Raw genomic sequence first — 20,678 nt, forward strand, 5'->3', positions numbered from 1 at the left:
ATCGTTGGTATTGACGTAGATTACGAAGTTGTTCGTGATGGAATGTTAATGGTTGCTGTAAGTGGTACAGCTGTACGTATATAAGCAAATAAAAAAATGGTTCCCCCCTTGAAATTTATACTTTGAGGGGAGATCCTAGTTCTGTTGCAGATTTTAAAGAATAAAAAGAGATGTTGATAAATTATTAGACAGTGACTAATGATTTATGTAATTCATTATACGTCGAAAAAACACAGTTTGAGTGTGAACTGTGTTTTTTTATATAGAGGCCCCATCACTATCAAGCTAAAATTTTTTAGTGCCTCCAGAACGAAATTTTGTATTAACTTGTAACAAAAAGTTCATTTTTAGTTTTAGGTTAATTCTGAATCCTTAAGTTGATAGGTATGTGGCGGTACACTAATACGGTACAACTTTTTATAAACGGTTGTAAGATTCTACGTTTTTGACCATTCTGTACAACGATAACTTTGGTTTATTAATTTCACCTGTAATCTGGTAGCCTATCCTCTGATACAATTTAATGGCAAGTTGGTTCTCTTTCTTTACCGTCAGAGAGCATTTGGAAAAGCCTTGCAGGGAAGCTTGTTCCTCGGCAAACTCAAGTAGTCTGGTACCTATCCCTAGTCCTCGACTTTCCGGCAATAAGGCAATTGTTCCGATGTGAAACTCGTCATCTTCTCCCTCCTTCAAGGTAAACATGGAATAAAGCATTTTGATATTCAGAATGTTATAAACAACAAAGTCCAGCTTTCGGAATGAAAGCAGCTGTTTAAAAGTGGACCAGGCAAGACGATTTAAAACGGGTATGGGATAGCAAGTAATCATCCCTAAAGTTTTCCCGTCCATTTGAGCTTCATAAGCGTATTGATGACTAAAACGGTTGTTCCCCTGCCGCCATAGCGTACAAAATGTCCCTTCGACTGTGTTCTTCTCCTCAGATCCTGCAAGTGGAAACGCCATGTATTCCAATGCCATTACATTTAACTGGGCGCCGACCATGGATTGATGAACAGCCTTTACAATAGAGATTTGATTCATTTCCCAGTCCTCCTTTTTGCTTTCTATATTATTGATATTAATTATCATGGATTTGAATCAGTTCACTTCCCTCTCAACTCATCCTTAGCTTTGAAACCATAATAAAATGTATTTAAAACAAGCTCTGCAGCAGATTTTTTAGCCACATTTCCTTCATGTACCTGTTCCCAAGTATGGAAAAGCAGAGCATAAAGCGTATTCAAAATCCATTCGCTGCTAACCGTTTGCTGAAAGTAACCTCTTTGTTGTAACAGCTCAATAATGCGTCGTAAGGGTTCCCTCAGCTTCTCTTCTGCTTCACCTAATTCTTTGTTGTTAAATACAGTTGCATCATGACCTAGAAAATAGATTTTGTCACCTAAAGGAATTAACGCTTCAATGAGCTCCGGGATATAGTTTTCGCTTCTTTCCTCATCCAGTGGAATCTGGTTTACGGTATCACTTACCAGTTGGATAGCCCGATGGCCCAAGAACAGCATCAATTTCTCCCTGCTTTCGACGTAGCGATGGAGTGTAGCAATTCCAATTCCCGCATATTCCGCAATTTCATTCATCGAAGCAGTAGGATTTTCAACAAGTAATATAGTAGCCGAATCAAGAATTGCATTAAATCTCGCTTCCTTCAACGCTGACAAGTCTTTCTTCATCGTCAATCTCTCCCTTTTTCTGTATAAATTCGTCATTTTTTGATAGATAAATGTATCATTTGATATTATAATAAACATTCTGAAACAAAGTGTCCAGCTGTTGAATGTAGCTTTTCAAAAAGAATTATATTACTGAAACTGATAGTACTTTGAATGTTTCATTTTTAGTATTTCATAATTTAGATAACGATGAAGAAATTAAATTCTTTAATGTAATAAATACAAAATCCAAAGGAAATGGTACGAGTTACTTTCAGCATAAAGTTATCGGTTTACTTTAAAATTCACTTCCGGGTATTTGGTCATCAGCCTTTTAAGGGCTGAGCCGTCATCCTTCTGTTTTACATACTGATCAAAAAATGCCAGGCTGAATTCGTTGATAATACGATGAACCTCCTTTAGATTTTCACCTGGGCTCTGCAACACAGGGGAAAACAAATGTAAATCAGTGAAGCTTGTATGATCCGTATGAGGAATGACCATTGACATACCACCACCAGCTAATCCACGTCCATATCGCTCCCTCACTTTATAGGGATCTGCTTCATCAGGCTCTTCTGCACTCATGAGCAGAAATGGTTTTCCAATCCCACTTTCAGGTAAAGTTTCCCCATACAATGCGCCATCCATATTAATAGCTGCTTTGACACGAGAATCTTTTGCAAGTATTTGTGCTGCGGTAGCTCCACCGTAAGAGTGCCCAAACATTCCAATTCGCGAGGTATCGATCCTTCCTGTAAAGAAGCCGGCTTTATCGTTTTGGTTAAGTTTCTCGATCTGATTAAGCACAAAGGTAACATCTTCCTCCCATAATTTTATGTGGCTATCCCCTTCATCAGTTAAATTGACGGGCTGTACGTAAGCAGTTCGACCATCTGGAAAGACAGTAGCTGCAGCATCAAAGGTATGATCGATACTTAGAACAATATACCCTTGACTAGCCAACTCCTCAACTTCAAACGTGTTTTGATTACGAAAACCATTAAAACCATGAGAGAAAAGTAGTATGGGATAATGATTCTCTGAGTCTGACAGTTGTAAATCCATAAACGAATGAGATTTTACCAATCCCATGTGGCTGAATGCAAATGCAGGAATGGACAATGTTTTTTCCAATCCCTTGGAGAGCCCATTTATGTTACGAATATAAGGTTCTGGATCCCCCTTGCTTTTTTCAGCTGCAGGATACCAAATTTGCACCATCAGTTCGCGCCGATCGGTTGGATTTTTCGAATATGGTTCATTTCTCTGATGATCAATCCAATGATATACCTTCGTACCGATCCTATGTGGCCCAGTTGGTTCTTCAAATGAAAATACTGGCATAAGTAAGGGTAGCGCTACTGCTACAGACAAATAGATGCACAACAACAAAGTCTTAACTATGAGTATCCCCCAGCTTCTAAAGTCCTTTTTCCGCCCAGCTAATAAATAGCATAAAATTAAGATAACTGGGGATACATATGCTGGAATCATCTGCCATCTAAAACCTTCTGCTAATAGCTGCACTGTAACCATTACAACGGCAACCAAAGTAGCTAATTTAGACCACTTTTTCGTTTCCCCGCCTACTAACAGTACCCAACTCAATAGACTAAAATTTACAACTATCAAAACAACTTCCCAGAAATTCATTGGCCTATCTCCTTTGAATGCATTTTACTTCTAATTAAAGAGGTAGTTTTCAGCCTGAACAAAAGCAGATGAAACACCTATATAGTTGTACCGATTATGCTTAGTAATCGTTTCATCCACTCTACTTCTTTCTTCAAATTAAAAACTTAAAATGCCCAGCTACCCTTACAAAAAATTGGCTCTACAGTTCCATCTGGTAGAATACCGTCGATGTCCATCTCACTGCTGCCAATCATAAAGTCCTCATGTGTTACTGAAATATTTGCACCTAACGTTTCAAGCTGATCGTTTTCTAAATCTCTTCCACCCTCTAAGCAAGTTGGATAAGCTTTACCAATCGCTAAATGGTTCGATGCATTTTCATCAAACAATGTATTAAAATATAAAATTTCCGATGCTGAAATTGGCGATTTATGTGGCACAAGTGCTATCTCACCTAAATAGCAAGAGCCTTCATCCACATTAATAAGCTCCTGTAATAAATCATTTCCTATCTGTGCTTCAGCTTTAACAATTTTTCCTGCTTCAAATGTCAGTTTAAAGCCATCGATAATATTCCCTTGATAAACTAATGGCTTTGTATTGCTTACATAGCCATTTACACCTTGTTTCATCGGTAACGTATAAACCTCTTCTGTCGGCATATTGGCCATAAAGATAGTATCATCTGGCGTTTTACCACCTCCAGTAATCCATTTATGCTGTGGTGCTAATGCAATTGTTAAATCAGTACCGGGCGCTGTATAGTGAATCTTCATATATTTTTTATTGTTCAGTAGGACCGCACGAGATTCTAAATTTTCTACATGTTCACGCCATTTTTCAATAGCATTACCTTCACCAATACGAACAGCTTTAAAAATAGCCTCCCATAATGCTGGTACTTGATCCCCAGGTGCTAAATCCGGGAACACCTTCGATGCCCACTTTGATGAAGGAACTGCTACCATCGACCAAGCTATTGAATCCTTCATTACGGCGTTGCGATTGTTTCTCAGAGCAGCTCCTGCTACCTTTTGATAGGTAGCTAGACGATCAGATGAAATACCTGCAAATTTATCAGGATCTGTAGCATCTATCATTAATAGTGCTCCTTTACGTTCGATCAGCTCATCATTCATTTTGACTATCCACTCTGGGAAGCGATTAAATTCTTCATCTGAGGCATGATCAAAGTAAGCACGTTCCATTTCCTCATCCGAAAAATTAACATGAACACGCCCTGCCCCAGCCTTATAAGCCTCTTTCACAACTATACGGGCGAAATCCAATGCATCCACTGATGTATTGACTAATAAGTATTGCCCTGGTTGAATATTGACACCGATTTTCACCGTAAGTTCTGCATACGCTTGTAATTTTTCTTCAAAAGTCATATTAATTACCTCGCTTTTATCAAATTGGTTTTGAATTCCCCTCACTAACTTGCTTTTATACCATACTTTCTGAACAGGTTTTCCCGGATTTTCTCTTGTCTATTTTTTTATGTTTTTCATCAAGACATGATAACAACTAATGGTTTTTTTCTACTACTCATATATTTACTTTCTAAACTTTGATTCAATTAATATTGGTTTATTTTTCAAAAAATCTAATCGAAAGGTATCAAACACTACATAAAGTTATAGAGTTTTTTATTGTGAAAGCTCACTCATTTCTTCCTAATCTTTTCAATGCTGCTGCACCTAAAGGCTTTCCATCAATGTGGCGTTTAATATTCTTAATCACTCCTTTCTCCTTATAAAGTTATTTTTGATAGATAAATGTATCATTTGATACAAGAATAAACCATTTAAAACGAATTATCAAGCCGTAAAATTAAATTTTTAAAAAATTCGGTGAAAAACCTATATGAAAATGGATTCTATCAAAGGGAGTGATAACGAAAAGATTTTTACGCACACATGGATACGAAATTACTGCTCAAAAATACCCCCTTACATTTATCTGCGAGGGGGTTTTCTTTTTATTCATTTTGCAAATAAACAAACGTGTTTCCGATTTACCAATTTTTTTATGTTTACTTTATATTTATATATCTTACAGAGGTAACACCACATACCTATCAAGTTAAGAGTTTAATTTTCCCCCAAAACGAGAAAAATGAACCGGATTTTTATGAATAATTATGAAGAGATAGAATTTTCGTTTTGGGGATATTTCAGAAGTTTAGCTTGATGGGTATGTGAATCTCCCCCTATAACAAATATTTTTTAGTAAATGTTAAAAATTTTACGAGAGTGTAAATTTTTAACATTTTATTTTTTCTCAATTGTATAATTTCATTTCCGAATTATACTTAATTCGTAATCCCAAAATTAGGAAATGATCTTTAAGATAGGCCATCTATCTTAAATGTTTACTTAGAGGAGTGATGTAAGAAATCAATGAAGGTAATATGTTTCTAGATTAATCAGGAAGAAAACTGATATTTCGTATGTAAGTAATAATGAATTTGAACGAAAGGACTGATCTATATGAACAGAAAAAAGAATTGTAGATTCCAAAAAACTATAAAGGTGTTTGCAACATCCGCTATTTTAGCAACCACGTTAGTTGCACCTATTATTTCAAACAATTTAGATGTGCATGCAGAAACTGCACAAACTGCAACTCAATTTGAACAAAGAGAGTTTGACCTTCCAGGTACAGGAAGTTTTTGGGATGAAGCAAAAAGAGAAAAAAGAAGTGAGCAAAAAAATTATATGCCAACAGGCATATATGTGAAACCTAATGAACAGGTTACAATTACAGTATCAGGAACGCAAAAGATTAGAGCCATTATTGGGACACATCAATACGATAAAGAATGGGGAAAAGAAATTGATCTTTCACCTGGCTCTAATACCATCTCTTCACCAAACGGTGGCGTATTAGGGTTAGATAATTTTCAAAGCACAGGAACAGTTAAGGTGCAAGTAACACAAGGCGGTAGTCCTATTCCTTTCTTTGTATTAGGGAAACACACAAAAGCAGACTGGATTGCCATGATGAACAACTATCCAAATGCACATGCGGTACAATTAAAATCAGAACGAGCTGTACTAACTGTAACTCGTGATAGTGCCAATAAATATATTGTAAATCAAGATCCTGTGCCCCTATTAACTAAATACGATGATATGATTAAAGCGCAAGACAAGTTAGCAGGGCTATCTGAAACAGATCCTAATCCTTTACATCGTTCAACACGCCGTATTTGGGCCTTTGTAGAAAATCCTAATGCACAAAGTTGGGGCATGTATGCAAGTTGGGATGGAGCCGTTTTTACGACTGCTGGTGAAGCAATCAAAAGTACTTTGGATGTCAATGAGTTTGGATGGGGACAAATGCATGAAGCGGGACATGCACGACAACAATATCCATGGACGTGGAATGATTTAAGAGGTATGGGTGAAGTAACTAATAATCTATATTCATTAGCTGCATTCAAGAAAATATACCCAAATATACCAACACGATTAGATACAGAGGGAGATTATAATAGAGCTTTTGCGTATTTAAAACAAACGAATAAAGAATATAAAAATATTGACGACCTGTTTGTAAAACTTGTTATGTTGTGGCAGCTTCATTTGGCATATGGGGATGATTTTTATCCAAATCTCCACAAATTATATCGCGAAATACCAGAGGATCAACTTCCTAAAACAGACGAAGATAAAATACAAACATTTATTTATAATACATCGAAAATAGCAAAACAAAATGTACTGCCATTCTTTGATAAATGGGGATTGAAAGCAACACAAGAAACGAGACAAAAAATAGAAGCTTTAAACTACCCAACATTAATTGCACCTATATGGGAAGCGACGGATGCTAAACCTGTTAAACCACTTGCTGAATTGTCCAAAAAAATAATGAAGGCAAGTGCAAATAGCGAGGAATCAACGGGCTCAGCTAGTAAGGCGATAGATGGAAAAACAGATACATTTTGGCATAGTACTTGGACACCAAATCAATATCCGTACAATTTGACACTAGAGCTTGGTGATACACGTACCATCTCACAATTGGGATATCTCCCAAGACAAGACGGATCAGAAAATGGCCGTATTTTAACTTACAATATTTATACAAGTGTAGATGGCGTTTCGTATAACAAAATATCATCAGGAACATGGGAAAATAATAGTAATAAGAAAACAGCAACATTTACCCCAGTTACTGCAAAGTATGTAAAAGTGGAAGTAACGAAAGGACAGAATGGATTTGCTTCAGCAGCTGAAGTAGATATTTTAGGATATTGATTATTTTCACTTGTAAATGAGTATATGATCACAGGGTTGATTTTGAAATATTTCGAGAATCTGCCCTGTGATATTTTTTACGTATTTCATGTTCTATTTTTACTTTATAATTTCTGATAGGAAATTAAGTGAATAAGTTACAGTTAGTATCAATAAAATAAAAGTTTATAATGATTCTTCAAAAATTTATTCCTCAAAAAAACAGGATAAAAAATAAACAGCAGAACTAGTCCACTGTTTACTTTGTCACACCTTCATGTAATTTTTCTGTATAATCCTTTACATCCTTCCAGCTATCTTTCGCTGTATGTAAATCTTCTTTTATAAACGTAAACTCTTCCGGACTAATTCCTTTTACGTTTTGTAGTAAATTCTTATATTTTGCACCTACTGTATACCATTGATTTGATATATTTTGCAGTGCTGTAATCGCTGCATCAATTGTTTCTGTCATGTTTGTTGTTTTATTTTTTACATCAGCCAAAATTACGACTTCTGCTTGTGCTCCTGAAATTCTATCTTTTAAATTAGCTATTTCTCTTTCTGCATTTGCGATATCTTTTTTCGCAACCGCAATCATCGGCCCGCCAGCAAGACATGTTATTAGCGCTACGCAAAGTACGCCACCAGCAATGACCATATCATTACTCTTTTTAATCGAATCGTTATATGTATTTATTTGTTGCTCTAGAGCTGGAATACCAGCATTCGTACTTGCCAATATCGCTGTTAATTGATTTGTATCCTCTTTAAAACTATTTGTATCTTTCGCCATTCTATCGCGAAAAGCTTTCAAATTCCCTAATAATACATCTACCTCATTTTGATTCTTTACAATATCCGCATACAACTTTTCTAAATCCACTTTTAATTTACCGCTATCCTTTTGATCAACCGCTAGTAACATGTCATTATAATACGTTTGAAAAGTATTGTTGTACTCGATAATATTTTGATCCGTTTTCATAATTTGAGGCTTCATATTATTTAACCAATATGCCGCGTTAATTTTTGCATCTCTTTGGTGCTGAATCATATTCCCTTTAAGCTCACCATTAATCGAACTTATTTTACTCAAATCAGTCTCTTGCTGATTTTGAATTAATTTTGCATACGAGTCCATTGCAAATATGCTCGATGTCGTTTGTGCCATTACATCTTGGAATCCTGCTGGTCCGAGAGAATAATCTTTCGCATTTTCTTGTAGTGTTTTTGTATTCTGTTCTGCTGCAAAAGGATGTAAAGGAAGTACGTTACTCGTTGCCACCCCAGCAATCATTACCGCTAAAAGACATTTTTTATAAAATCGTTTCTGCATATTTTTCACCTATTCTCTTTATAAGGATATCAAAAGCTCCTGCTCACAATTGAACAGGAGCTTCAACTCATTCATCAATACTTAACGCTCTAACGATTCGTATTCGATTATGCTTTTTTCGTATCTACTACTTTAATATCCTCAGCATAAATCTTTTCTGCATAGTCTTTAATATTTTTCCAGCTATCTTTAGCGATATTCAAATCTTCTTTAATGAAAACAAGGTCATTTGGACTAATTGAATCTACATTTTGAAGTAATGAATTGTATTTTGATCCCATTGTATACCATTGATTTGAAATATTTTGCAATGCTGTAATTGCAGTATCAATTGTATTTGTTAAATACTCAGTTTGTGTTTTAATGTTCGTTAACCCAGCTACTTCTAATTGAGCAGTTGTAACTTGCCCTGTTATTTTTTGAATTTCTGCCTGTGCATTATCAAGTTCTTTCTTCGCTAATACGATTCCAGCTGTACCACCGCCTACAGCTGCTGCACCACCTGCTATTAATGCGACTCCTAGCGGCGTTCCTGCACCTGTAGCGATAACTACTGCACCACCGATAATGGCAATTGGTCCTAGAGCTGTCGCAACAGATGAACCGATAATAATTGCATTATATTTACTAATTGCTTCATTATACGTTGTAATTTGATTTTGCAGAAGCGGAATTCCAGCATCTTGACTAGCTAAAATAGATGTAATTTGATTCGCATCTCCCTTGAAATTTTGCGTATCCGATGTCATTTTATTTCGGAACTTCTTCAAGTCGTCTACTAACTGATCTACTTGCGCTTTATTTTCATTAATACTACTTGATAATCTAGTTAAACCTTTCGTAAGAGTTGCTTTATCCTTTGTATCAACCGCAGTAACTAAAGTATCATAATAGTTTTGGAATTTCGTATTGTAATTAATAATGTTTTGATTCGTTGAAATAAGCTGTGGTTTTAATACATCTAACCATTGCTTCGCATTTCCTCTAGCTGTATCCTGGTGCTGAATCACTTTTCCTTTTAAAGCCGCATCAACAGACGATACATTACCAAAGTTAACATTACCCTGTTTAATAATTGTTAAAGCATACAGATCCATTACTAAAGCGTTTGAACCTGTTCTTTCCATTGCATCTTTTAGACCTTCTGGGCCTAATGAGTATTCTTCATAGTCGTTATAAGCTTTTGCTACCGCATGAACTGGAGCTTGTTTCACTGTACTTTCAGCTGCATACGTATGGGCCGGCATAATATTCCCTGCTGTAAATACTGCCATAAGTGCTGATAGAGCCATTACTTTATAAGGTTTTTTTGTCATTTTTCTTCTCTCCCTATATCGCTAATTATTTTTCTGTTTAATGTACTTCCACGTTTGTAACGTAATCTTCAAATTGATTCGTTTGTTTATTCATTTCATCACTTACTTTTTTAATTTGATTGAAATGTTTTTGAAGTAAACTACTGTCTGTATACGTACCTGCTTCAACATTTGTTTGAATTTGGATCATATTATTGTTTAAAACTTTCCAATCCGTTAATAACGTTTCTAAAGTTGAGATTTGACGATCAATTAGTTCTGTAAAGCTACTTACTTGATCTTCAACGAATGTAATTTGAGTCGCCTCCGCTTCAGTTTGTGATAACTTTTGAATAAGTGGTAGTAGCTCTTTTTGCTTTTGTTGAATACGAAGAGCTGCTTCCCTCGTTTGACTATCTGCAGCATTTACAATTTCATTACTTAAAGTACCGATAGAAACGAAATCGATAGTTTTCGTTTGTGCAGTTTGATTTGTGATTGTAAATACTTGTTTACCGATATTAATAGAACCTTTAATGATTTCTTGAGGTCTATTCAAAATATTAGTAAGCTCAGCTTGAATTTCCCCTTGAATTCTTTTAATGTCTTCTCTTAATTTCACAATATCTCCACTTGATCCTTGCATTGTTTTTATTGCTTCATCAGCTTTAATTGATAAGTTGTTACTATCTTTATCCAATACGGTTTTAAATCGATTTAATTCTAATAAATCTTGTTCCATACTCTCTTGAATGCTTTGTACTTGCAATTGTAATTTGCCATATGCGCTTGTAAAATCTGCTTTTGCTTGCTGATCTTCATTTACGTTTCCTGCTAGTTCATAGAGCTTACTATAATAGCTATTAAACCTAGCACTATATCTCATCATCTCTTGATTTAAGTCAATTAGCTTCGGATTATATTCATCAATCCACTCTCGTACATTCGCCTTTGCAAACTTTTGATGATTCGTTAAGCTACTCATCGCGTTCACCTTAATGTCTGGTTGTTGTAAAATCACTAATCCGTATGCTTGTATAAGCGGTGACTGTGATCCTAACATTCTAATTGAATTGGATAATGTATTTGGAGCAATTACATTTTGCGCATATACTGTCTTCACTTCTGTTTGCCCCTCCTTAGCGTAAGCGCTTACAGGAATGAAGCAACTCGTAGATACTGCTGTAACCAATAACCCTGTAATTAAAGTCTTTTTCACTTTAACTCCTCCTATGTATTAGCAACTATTACTATCGCATTTTATTATTCTATTTTCTTACACATAATTTGAGATGGTTAAAATAGAGAACATTCTCACCGTGATTCATTTACGAACCAACTCTCTCAAATTGTATTTCTACAGTACTTACTTATCGTTATAAAACATTTCACAACTTTTCATATGAGTTTAGTATGAATAACATTGCATAAATTTTCTATCACATCGCATTTTCCACATTCACACAGTGAATATATTACATAAAAATATTATTCATTTTAAACTATTTAATGTACGAAAGTATGAAATTTCATTTTGTTTTCATATAAGTTTTGTACTGTAAGGTCATTTAAACACAGCTATTTATCACCGTAAAGAAGTATTTTCATTCCCTTTATTTTCAAGACCTTATGTCCTTATCTCAAAATAAAATCTAATTCACTTTCCCGATGAAAATATCCATATATAACAACAAAAAACACCGCTTGCTCACAATTGATAAAATTATATTAAAATATTTTTTAACCTCATATGCAATTATGCATAGCATATACACAAAAAGGATAGCTTCAATTTCCTGAAGCTATCCTTTAAAAATTTCCTTACTTTTTCAAATGATATGGTACTGTCGTAATAACAACATTTCTTTTATAGAGTAAATACGCACGTATGAGTAAACTAGATTGATTATGAAGAATGTTATGCCAACCTTTTTTCGGAATGAACTGTGGTATAACGACCGTAACTCGGTAATTTGATTCACTAGCTTTATATTGCACTGTATCAATGAACTTTGTTAGCGGCTGAATAATACTTCTATAATGAGAATGTAATGTAACAAGCCTTACTTCAGGCTGCCACTTCTTCCATTTCTCTTCAAATTTCTTTTCCTCTTCTCTATCAAAAGCAACATATACAGCAATAACTTGATCTGCCGAAAGAGCCTTCGCATAGTTCAATGAATTTTCTACTACGTGAGTCATACCAGCTACTGGAACGACAATTACATTTCCCTTAATTGGAACAAGTGGTTCACAAGTTTTTAAACTTAACTGATCACCTACCGCATCATAGTGCTTCTTAATTCTGTGGAATAAGAATATAATTGCAGGTAAGAAAATAAGTATCGACCAAACTTGTGCGAACTTAGTTAAAAAGAACATGCTCATTACGATAAAACTAATGACTGCGCCAATTAAATTGACCGTTAATCTTAAAGCCCATCCTTCAGGTTTTTCACGAAGCCACTTTAATACCATCCCAGTTTGAGAAAGTGTAAATGGAATAAATACACCTACTGCATATAACGGAATTAAATGTTCTGTTTGACCTTGGAAGGCTACAATTAAAATAATCGATGCGATTCCAAGTATAATAATACCATTTGAGTAACCTAGGCGGTCACCTCTTATTGTAAACATTCTCGGTATGAACTTATCTTTCGCAAGGTTAACTGCTAACAATGGAAATGCAGAATACCCTGTGTTAGCAGCTAAAATTAAGATTAAAGCTGTTGTACCTTGTATGAAATAGTACATGAAATTACGTCCAAATGTTTGTTCAGCAATTTGGGATACCACTGTTACTTCTTTACTCGGTGTAATTCCGTAATAATAAGCTAAAAATACAATTCCTGAAAATAACACAGCAAGTAAAGCTCCCATTGCAAGTAATGTTTTCGCTGCATTGTTTGGTGCAGGGTCCTTAAAGTTTGGAATTGCATTTGAAATCGCCTCAACACCTGTTAATGCAGAACTACCTGATGCAAATGCTCTTAACAGTAAAAACAAACTAATGCCCGCAACCGGCGTTCCGATCGGCGTGTGTAAGGCCTGCGAAACGTGACCAGTCAAAATATTATATATGCCTACACCAATTAATATAAATAGTGCTAAAACAAATAAATAAACCGGATAGGCTAAAACGGATGCTGATTCCGTTACTCCTCTTAAATTTAAAATCGTAATCAATATGACAAATATAACCGCAATAATAACTTTATGCGCATGTAAGCTAGGAAAAGCAGATGTAATCGCATCTGTACCTGCAGATACACTTACCGCAACAGTTAAAATATAATCGACTAATAAGGATCCTCCTGCAATTAAACCTGGATTCATCCCTAAATTTTCTTTTGATACAACATACGCGCCCCCACCATGAGGGTAAGCAAAAATAATTTGACGATAAGATAAAATAAGAGCTGTTAATAATACTAATACTCCAACAGCAATCGGGATGGAATACCAAAATGCTATTGCCCCAAGCCCTGCTAAAGCAATTAAAATTTGCTCTGGACCGTAAGCAACTGATGACAATGCGTCAGAAGATAAAATAGCTAAAGCTTTCGTTTTATTAAGCTTTTGTTCTCCAAGCTCCGTTGATTTTAACGGTCTTCCAATTAAAAATCTTTTAATAGATGAAACCACTGCTGTCCACTCTCCAATAATTTTGTACGAACTTTTCTGCTAGTTACAGCCAGCAAACTATTTCTTCAGAAAACAAAAAATGTCTACAAGCCATAGCGAAATAGACTTGTAGACATTATTTTTTTTGTCGCACAAGCTCCACCTTCCTTCTCAATATAACGCTTACGAGGTTAGCTGTCGGATTCGGGCCTATGAGTAGCCCTACCTTTTTCAAGGATTCACCCCATCGGATTATGTACTAATCCGTAAGAACGGGTCCCCCGCACCATGCGGTTTCAGCGATTTAGAAAATTGAAACTGTGGATTATAATACTCCTTTATTTTCAAAATGTAAACAAAAATTTTAAAAAATAAAAATTTAAAATGATTGCGCATAATCCGCCCGTAAAAATACATAATGAATACTAAAAAATTGATAAAGGAGACCCATATGTCTAAAGAAAAGAAGCCTATTTTTTCTGATTCATATTTAGATGCATTAGCAAATGAAATTAATCAGTTATATGGTAACCGTGAAAAAGAAAGAAATACGACAGAAAGAACGAAAAGAAACGAATAAGTTGTCAAAAATGAAAACAAAAAAGGATAACAACATTTATATGTTGCTATCCTTTGCTCTTTTTCATACCATTTCTTTAGTTAAAATCACTTTTTCATATACATTTAAATTTTGATATACAACCCCTAATAATGGTGCTTCTATAGAAAATTGCTCTGCTAAATCCAGTAAATACCCTTGTAAGTGCTCACCCTCAATAAGCGAACCTTTTTCCATATCGCGCTGCATCGATGACTTCATATCATACGAAATTTGATCAATCGTTTTCATATGTTCCTGGGCAATATTAGCCTTTACTGGAGCTCCTAATCCTCTCATGATTTGTACTGATTCCTCGAACACATTACGGATAAAATCACGGCCACCTTCACTTTCACGAATTGGACCTATTGGCGCACGCATTAACGTTGTAACGCCTGACATGACAGTAATAAACAAATATTTATGCCACATATCTTGCGTAATATTTTCACTTAAAACAAAACTAGACTTCGTACCTGCAAATACTTTAGAAATACGCTTTATTCTCTCTGAATCTTTGGATTTAATTTCTCCAAATACAAGTCTGTTGGCAGCACTAGTTTGTACAATTTCTCCTTGATCGTTTAACGTCGTCTCAATAAAACATAAACCACCAATTACTTTTTCTTCGCCGAATTCCTTTTGTAATCGTGATACATGTGCGATACCATTCAATAATGGAATTATTACTGTATTCTCACCTACAAACGGCTTCAAATCTTGAATTGCCTCGTTTAGATGATACGCTTTTGTTGAGAATAAAATCACATCAAAAGGAGTGGTTCTATCTTCCTTCGTTATCAATTTCGGTTGAAATGAAAAATCTCCATTCACACTACGAATAACAAGTCCTTTTTCCTCTAATTGCTGTTTTCTTTTGCTGCGAACGAGGAATGTAACATCCTCCCCCTTTTCTACTAAACGACCACCAAAAAATCCTCCGACGCCACCAGCGCCTAATACTAAAATACGCATACTACATCCCCCTTCTCATCGTACAATCCTACTAGTTGCAGTATACGTAATATTATACATGTCTCCTGTTAAATAAGCTGAATTTTCATTCTCAATCTAGTGAAAACGAGAGGTTATTTTCAATAAAAATTGGGCATGTTGTTTCTATAGCTTATATGGAAAGGAAACAATGTAAATGGAGGCAATACAAACAATCGAGGAAAAAGATGTAACAACAGCTATATTTCAATTTATATTTCCGTTTTCGTTTAAAACTGGATATGAACAAAGTATGTTCCCTTTCTTACACAAAAATAATTTCCGTCCTTTTCGACTCGATCATCTTGAAGATGAAAATACATATTACGGAAAGTTTCAAGTTTCACATCAAAATATGGAAGCATACTATCTTTCATTTACAAATAAAATTCTTTTTCCACATTCAGAACATCAAAAAGGATTACAGCGCTATTCTAAAGACCTTAATTTAAATGGACATTTAACAACAAATCTTATCTCAGTTCCATTCACAGTACACTCAATCGATGTAACATTATGCCCTTATGAACTTGGATTTTTAACAATTCGAACCGAAGTTAATACTTCTCCTAATATGACACTATCAGAAGCAGTCGAATTCGCAGCTCGCTTCCGTGTACTTGAAACTAGAAATAATACAACTGAGACTATTTGTATTGAATGTAACGGCAATAAGTATTCCCAAGTTGAAAAGTTCATTTTTGGTTATTTATTTCATGGCGTAACAGATTTCTTTGAGAAAAAAAGATTAAGAAGTTCTTACTTTCAAACCTTCCCTTTCTTTGAAGACCAAAGAATGTACGTTCAAACTTTATTATCTATAAAAGAGGATATGGAACTTAATGAAGTGGATGTTTATCGTACTTCCAGTCTTTCCGGGTTAACAAGTGATGGTAAGGCCTATGTGAGTGCAAATAACCTTCCTTATATTCATGATTATTTAAAACAACACGCTTATCAAAGATGGGCTCCAAATCGTTATTTCATAATGGAAGAACATATTTTCACATGTGTAACAAATGAAGGAGAACGTGAAATCGCTAAGCTTGCTAGTCAAATGTACGGGGAATTTTATTACGCTTTATTATTAAATCTATTCCATAAAATTGTTTTATTAAAAATGGCAAACGCCTATGCTGAGCTAAATATTGAGCAAGATACGAATGAAATAGAGAAATTAATTTATTCAATCAATTCGTTCACGGCTAATTATTTTTCTTTAGAACTAGTATCCCAGTCACAAAGTGAAGATATTTTCTTCCGCTTAAGAAAAATTTTTAATATTGAGGTTTTATACTCGAACGCGAAACAAAATCTAGATAGTTTGTTTAAATACCAAGAAAATGTCGCCTCTAAAAAAGATAGCCTCTTATTATTAATTTTAACGCTCTACTCTGTATTAGGCCAAATGTTAGGTTTTACTATGATCGACCTTTTAAGAAACACCGATTCAAACAAAATATCGTCACCTCTTGAATTTTTCGCACTTTTAATAGCGCTCAGTGGCATAGTCATTTCACTTATTTTAGGTGCACAAGGATTATATCAATGGTCTGTACAGGTTAAAAGAAGAAGAGCCTGGGTAAAACAAACTGTACTTTCTGCGGTTAAAGAAAAAGAAGATAAGAATTAAAGAGGATTATTTTTAAATCACTCATATATGATACACTTCAGTAAATGAAATTTCCACTCGCTTTTTTTAAGATATATCGATTTATTGATAAAAAAGAGCCACATTATAAAAAAGTACTCCAAAATAAAATTTGGAGTACTTTTTTATTACACTAATTTAGCTTACTTTCCTGCTTCGATTTTCTCTAATGCAGCAGCTACTTGCTCTTCTGTTAATTCGTGTTGCACGATATAACGATTACGTGGGTGTACACGACATTCATGAGAACATGCACGTAAATGTTTTGCTTCACTTTCTTCAGAACATAAAATCTTCTTATTACATTCTGGATTTGCACAGTTTACATAGCGCTCACAAGGTTCACCTGTAAAGTGATCTTTACCAACGATAACATGTTCTTTTTGGTTTACTGGAACAGCGATACGCTCATCAAACACGTAACATTGTCCATCCCAAAGCTCACCTTGTACTTCTGGATCTTTTCCGTACGTTACAATTCCGCCGTGAAGCTGACTTACATCTTCATAACCTTCACGAACTAACCAACCTGAGAATTTCTCACAACGAATTCCACCTGTACAGTACGTTAAAATCTTTTTACCTTCAAGTGTTTCTTTGTTTTCTCTAATCCAATCTGGTAATTCACGGAATGATTCAATATCAGGTTTAATCGCACCTTTAAAGTGTCCTAAATCAAACTCATAATCATTTCGTGCATCAATAATAACTGTATCTTCTTGTTTCATTGCTTCATAAAAGTCTTTTGGCTCTAAATACTTCCCAGTTATTTCGTGCGGGTTAATGTCATCTTCTAGACGAAGTGTAACTAACTCTGGACGAGGACGTACGTGCATTTTCTTGAATGCATGCCCTTCTTCTTCATCTATTTTAAATACGATGCCATCAAAGCGTGGATCGTTGTTCATTGCTTCCATGTATTTCTCTGTTTGCTCTACAGTTCCAGAACAAGTTCCGTTAATACCTTCTTTTGCTACAAGAATTCTTCCTTTTAATTCAAGTGAATTACAAAATTCTAAATGCTCTTCCGCAAATTCTTCTGGGTTTTCAATTGTTGTGTACATGTAATATAGTAATACTCTGTATGGTTTTGTAGTTGCCAATGTATTTCTACCACCTATCTAATTTTTAAAATCATGTATAAGTTAACGTTCATATCAAAACATATATAATAAGAAAACGAATCCCATTTTCTTTTCTTTATACTATTTTCTATAAGTTAACAAAAATAAAAACAAGATTACACACCAAAACACTATGGTTATGTTGTAATCCCAATATATTATATATCATACAAATCCATTTCCAGCAATTAATATGCTATGTTATCAGCTTTATGTTCACATAAATTTCAAAATTTACCCTTTAATTTATTATGTTTCCCCACGTCATCACACCATAAACTCCCAATTTATTTTACGGTATTACACCATCCATTGCACAAAGGCATATAATTTGCATTAAGGAAACTTTTATGTTCAAATAAAATCGACACTTATTATATCTAAATGTATTGAAATAATGTGTAAGAATAAATACAATAATTTCATCAAGTTAACATTTTAAAGGGGAAAACTACTATGAATAAAGATATAACAAAAGATGAACATCTCCCTTCTGAAAGTACAACTGTACAATCAGCTCACTTAGCTTTAAGTGGAGAAACGAAAGGTTGGAAAAGACTGTTACCATTTTTAGGACCCGCTTTTATCGCGTCCGTTGCTTATATTGATCCTGGCAACTTTGCTACAAATATCGCAGCTGGTTCACAATATGGATATTTACTATTATGGGTTATATTCGCTTCTAACTTAATGGCTGTATTAATCCAAACTTTATCAGCTAAATTAGGAATTGCTACAGGAAACAATTTACCCGAAATAGCTCGTGAAAACTTTCCAAAGCCTGTGTCTATCGGCTTATGGATACAAGGTGAACTCGTTATTATGGCTACAGATTTAGCGGAATTTATTGGAGCTGCATTGGGGCTTTACTTACTATTTGGAATCCCGATGCTACCTGCCGCTTTAATTACTGCAGCCGGATCATTTATTATTCTTGAGTTTCAACGTAGAGGATTTCGTCCACTAGAAGCTATTATTACAGGAATGATTTTCATTGTAGTAATCGCTTTTGGCATTCAAGTTTTTTATGCAAAACCAGAATTAAGTCCCCTTCTTTCAGGACTATTTATTCCAAAATTCCAAGGTGTAGACAGTATATTACTTGCAGCAGGGATTTTAGGTGCGACAGTTATGCCGCATGCAATATACTTACATTCTGCATTAACACAACGCCGCGTGGTCGGGACAAACGACGAACAAAAGAAAAAGATTTTCCGTTTCGAATTTATCGATATTATTATTGCAATGGTCATCGCTGGAGCAATTAATGCAAGTATGTTAATTGTAGCAGCTGCACTATTCTTTAAAAACGGTATGCACGTTGAAGATTTAGATGTTGCTTACACTCAATTTACCAACTTAGTAGGTCCTGTATCGGCTGCATTATTTGGGATTGGACTTTTATCAGCAGGTTTATCCAGCTCTTCTGTCGGTACAATGTCAGGTGATATTATTATGCAAGGATTCATTCGCATGCATATTCCGTTATACTTACGCCGCTTTATTACAATGATTCCACCGCTAGTTATTATTGCTTTAGGTGTAAATCCAACTTACGCTCTCGTTATGAGTCAAGTTGTCTTATCGTTCGGTATTGCATTTGCATTAGTACCACTTATTATGTTTACAAGTAACAAAAAGATAATGGGTGCACTCGTTAACCACCGTATAACAACATTTATCGCTTGGATAATTGCAGCACTCGTTATTGCTTTGAATATTTTCTTACTGTATCAAACGTTTGTAGGGTAATGAAAAAAGGTATTCCAAGTTTAATTTGGAATACCTTTTTTCAATTCATTATTTGTATTAATCCTATAAACTCTTTTTAAAATAAATTATATAATCTATTTCCAGACAATAACTCCATTACAGCTTGAATAATCTTTATTTTCAGATTAAATTATATAATAACAAATACATATGATTGGGAGTGAAGACATGTTTCCTTTATTAAAAACGAAGCGCCTTATTTTAAGAGAACTTACCGAAGAAGATGCACCAGGTATACTACAATGCTTTTCTAATACTGATGTACTGCGCTATTATGGCCAAAAACCATTACAAAATGTAGATCAAGTAAAGCAAATTATTCATAATTTCAAGTTGAGCTACAATGAACGAAACGGTATAAAATGGGGAATCGAATTAAAAGACACGAAAGAGCTCATTGGAACAATTGGTTTTCATGATTGGTCTTCTGAGCATAAACGAGCAAATATAAGTTATGCCCTTCTGCCTGAATACTGGGGAAATGGATATGCTACTGAAGTAATTTCTGAAGTTATATCATATGGTTTCCACACACTTCATTTAAAACGGATCGGAGCCATTGTATTTCTTGAAAATGAAGCTTCCAATAAAGTGCTATTAAAATTAGGGTTTGAAAAAGAAGGGGTTCTAAAAAATTATATGTATCAAGATGATATCCCATATGATACGAATTTTTATGCTTTATTAAAATCGGTTTAATAGAATTTAAGTGTAAAAAAC

16 protein-coding genes and 1 riboswitch are annotated in these 20,678 nt (G+C 34.7%); of the genes, 6 read left to right on the forward strand and 10 right to left on the reverse strand.

What is annotated here, in order from left to right; translation table 11 throughout:
* A partial coding sequence (locus tag COK05_RS28895; protein WP_141539297.1) for a heavy metal-binding domain-containing protein occupies positions 1 to 84 on the forward strand: 84 nt, incomplete at its 5' end.
* A 333-nt stretch (positions 85 to 417) separates the two neighbouring features.
* Here COK05_RS28895 and COK05_RS28900 read toward each other — a convergent pair.
* The 4 genes from COK05_RS28900 to COK05_RS28915 all read right to left on the reverse strand — a co-directional run bounded on the left by COK05_RS28900 (position 418) and on the right by COK05_RS28915 (position 4,699).
* Positions 418 to 1,041: a GNAT family N-acetyltransferase gene (locus tag COK05_RS28900; protein ID WP_098615264.1), complete on the reverse strand. Its 624-nt coding sequence runs from the start codon at positions 1,039 to 1,041 to the stop codon at positions 418 to 420.
* A 62-nt stretch (positions 1,042 to 1,103) separates the two neighbouring features.
* The gene (locus COK05_RS28905) at positions 1,104 to 1,688 is read right to left on the reverse strand and encodes a TetR/AcrR family transcriptional regulator (RefSeq protein ID WP_098615265.1); all 585 of its coding nucleotides are present in this window, start codon (positions 1,686 to 1,688) and stop codon (positions 1,104 to 1,106) included.
* 264 nt (positions 1,689 to 1,952) lie between these two features.
* Positions 1,953 to 3,323, reverse strand: coding sequence for an alpha/beta hydrolase family protein (locus COK05_RS28910; RefSeq protein WP_098615266.1), 1,371 nt, complete (start codon positions 3,321 to 3,323; stop codon positions 1,953 to 1,955).
* A 146-nt stretch (positions 3,324 to 3,469) separates the two neighbouring features.
* Positions 3,470 to 4,699, reverse strand: coding sequence for an aminopeptidase (locus COK05_RS28915; protein ID WP_098615267.1), 1,230 nt, complete (start codon positions 4,697 to 4,699; stop codon positions 3,470 to 3,472).
* 1,101 nt (positions 4,700 to 5,800) lie between these two features.
* On the opposite strand from COK05_RS28915, the gene COK05_RS28920 reads away from it, so the two are divergent.
* Positions 5,801 to 7,576 (forward strand): M60 family metallopeptidase, encoded by a 1,776-nt coding sequence (locus tag COK05_RS28920; protein WP_098615268.1) that lies wholly within the window; start codon positions 5,801 to 5,803, stop codon positions 7,574 to 7,576.
* Between the two features lie 238 nt (positions 7,577 to 7,814).
* On the opposite strand, the gene nheC is transcribed toward COK05_RS28920, so the two are convergent.
* From nheC to COK05_RS28940, 4 genes are all read right to left on the reverse strand, one after another.
* On the reverse strand, positions 7,815 to 8,894 hold the full coding sequence (nheC, locus tag COK05_RS28925) for a non-hemolytic enterotoxin subunit C (RefSeq protein ID WP_098615269.1): 1,080 nt from the start codon (positions 8,892 to 8,894) through the stop codon (positions 7,815 to 7,817).
* 107 nt (positions 8,895 to 9,001) lie between these two features.
* On the reverse strand, positions 9,002 to 10,210 hold the full coding sequence (gene nheB / locus COK05_RS28930; RefSeq protein WP_098615270.1) for a non-hemolytic enterotoxin NHE subunit B: 1,209 nt from the start codon (positions 10,208 to 10,210) through the stop codon (positions 9,002 to 9,004).
* A 37-nt stretch (positions 10,211 to 10,247) separates the two neighbouring features.
* Positions 10,248 to 11,408 (reverse strand): non-hemolytic enterotoxin NHE subunit A, encoded by a 1,161-nt coding sequence (gene nheA, locus COK05_RS28935; protein WP_098615271.1) that lies wholly within the window; start codon positions 11,406 to 11,408, stop codon positions 10,248 to 10,250.
* A gap of 602 nt (positions 11,409 to 12,010) precedes the next feature.
* Positions 12,011 to 13,837, reverse strand: a complete 1,827-nt coding sequence (locus COK05_RS28940) for an APC family permease (RefSeq protein WP_098615272.1) — start codon at positions 13,835 to 13,837, stop codon at positions 12,011 to 12,013.
* Positions 13,838 to 13,981: 144 nt separating this feature from the next.
* Positions 13,982 to 14,128, reverse strand: a riboswitch (cyclic di-AMP (ydaO/yuaA leader).
* Positions 14,129 to 14,267: 139 nt separating this feature from the next.
* Between COK05_RS28940 and COK05_RS31955 the strand changes: the two genes are divergently transcribed.
* The gene (locus COK05_RS31955; RefSeq protein WP_255290363.1) at positions 14,268 to 14,396 is read left to right on the forward strand and encodes a hypothetical protein; all 129 of its coding nucleotides are present in this window, start codon (positions 14,268 to 14,270) and stop codon (positions 14,394 to 14,396) included.
* A gap of 63 nt (positions 14,397 to 14,459) precedes the next feature.
* Here the strand turns inward: COK05_RS31955 and panE are convergent, their stop codons facing one another.
* Positions 14,460 to 15,392, reverse strand: a complete 933-nt coding sequence (gene panE, locus COK05_RS28945; protein ID WP_098615273.1) for a 2-dehydropantoate 2-reductase — start codon at positions 15,390 to 15,392, stop codon at positions 14,460 to 14,462.
* Positions 15,393 to 15,567: 175 nt separating this feature from the next.
* Between panE and COK05_RS28950 the strand changes: the two genes are divergently transcribed.
* Positions 15,568 to 17,043 (forward strand): hypothetical protein, encoded by a 1,476-nt coding sequence (locus tag COK05_RS28950; protein WP_098615274.1) that lies wholly within the window; start codon positions 15,568 to 15,570, stop codon positions 17,041 to 17,043.
* Positions 17,044 to 17,204: 161 nt separating this feature from the next.
* Here the strand turns inward: COK05_RS28950 and trhO are convergent, their stop codons facing one another.
* On the reverse strand, positions 17,205 to 18,164 hold the full coding sequence (gene trhO / locus COK05_RS28955) for an oxygen-dependent tRNA uridine(34) hydroxylase TrhO (protein ID WP_098615275.1): 960 nt from the start codon (positions 18,162 to 18,164) through the stop codon (positions 17,205 to 17,207).
* Positions 18,165 to 18,641: 477 nt separating this feature from the next.
* On the opposite strand from trhO, the gene COK05_RS28960 reads away from it, so the two are divergent.
* Both COK05_RS28960 and COK05_RS28965 read left to right on the forward strand, forming a co-directional pair.
* Positions 18,642 to 19,937 (forward strand): Nramp family divalent metal transporter, encoded by a 1,296-nt coding sequence (locus tag COK05_RS28960; RefSeq protein WP_098615276.1) that lies wholly within the window; start codon positions 18,642 to 18,644, stop codon positions 19,935 to 19,937.
* 189 nt (positions 19,938 to 20,126) lie between these two features.
* Positions 20,127 to 20,657 (forward strand): GNAT family N-acetyltransferase, encoded by a 531-nt coding sequence (locus tag COK05_RS28965; RefSeq protein ID WP_098615277.1) that lies wholly within the window; start codon positions 20,127 to 20,129, stop codon positions 20,655 to 20,657.
* Positions 20,658 to 20,678: the final 21 nt, after the last annotated feature.

Origin of the sequence: Bacillus cereus (assembly GCF_002567495.1) — a bacterium.
Taxonomy (GTDB): Bacteria; Bacillota; Bacilli; order Bacillales; family Bacillaceae_G; genus Bacillus_A; species Bacillus_A cereus_AQ.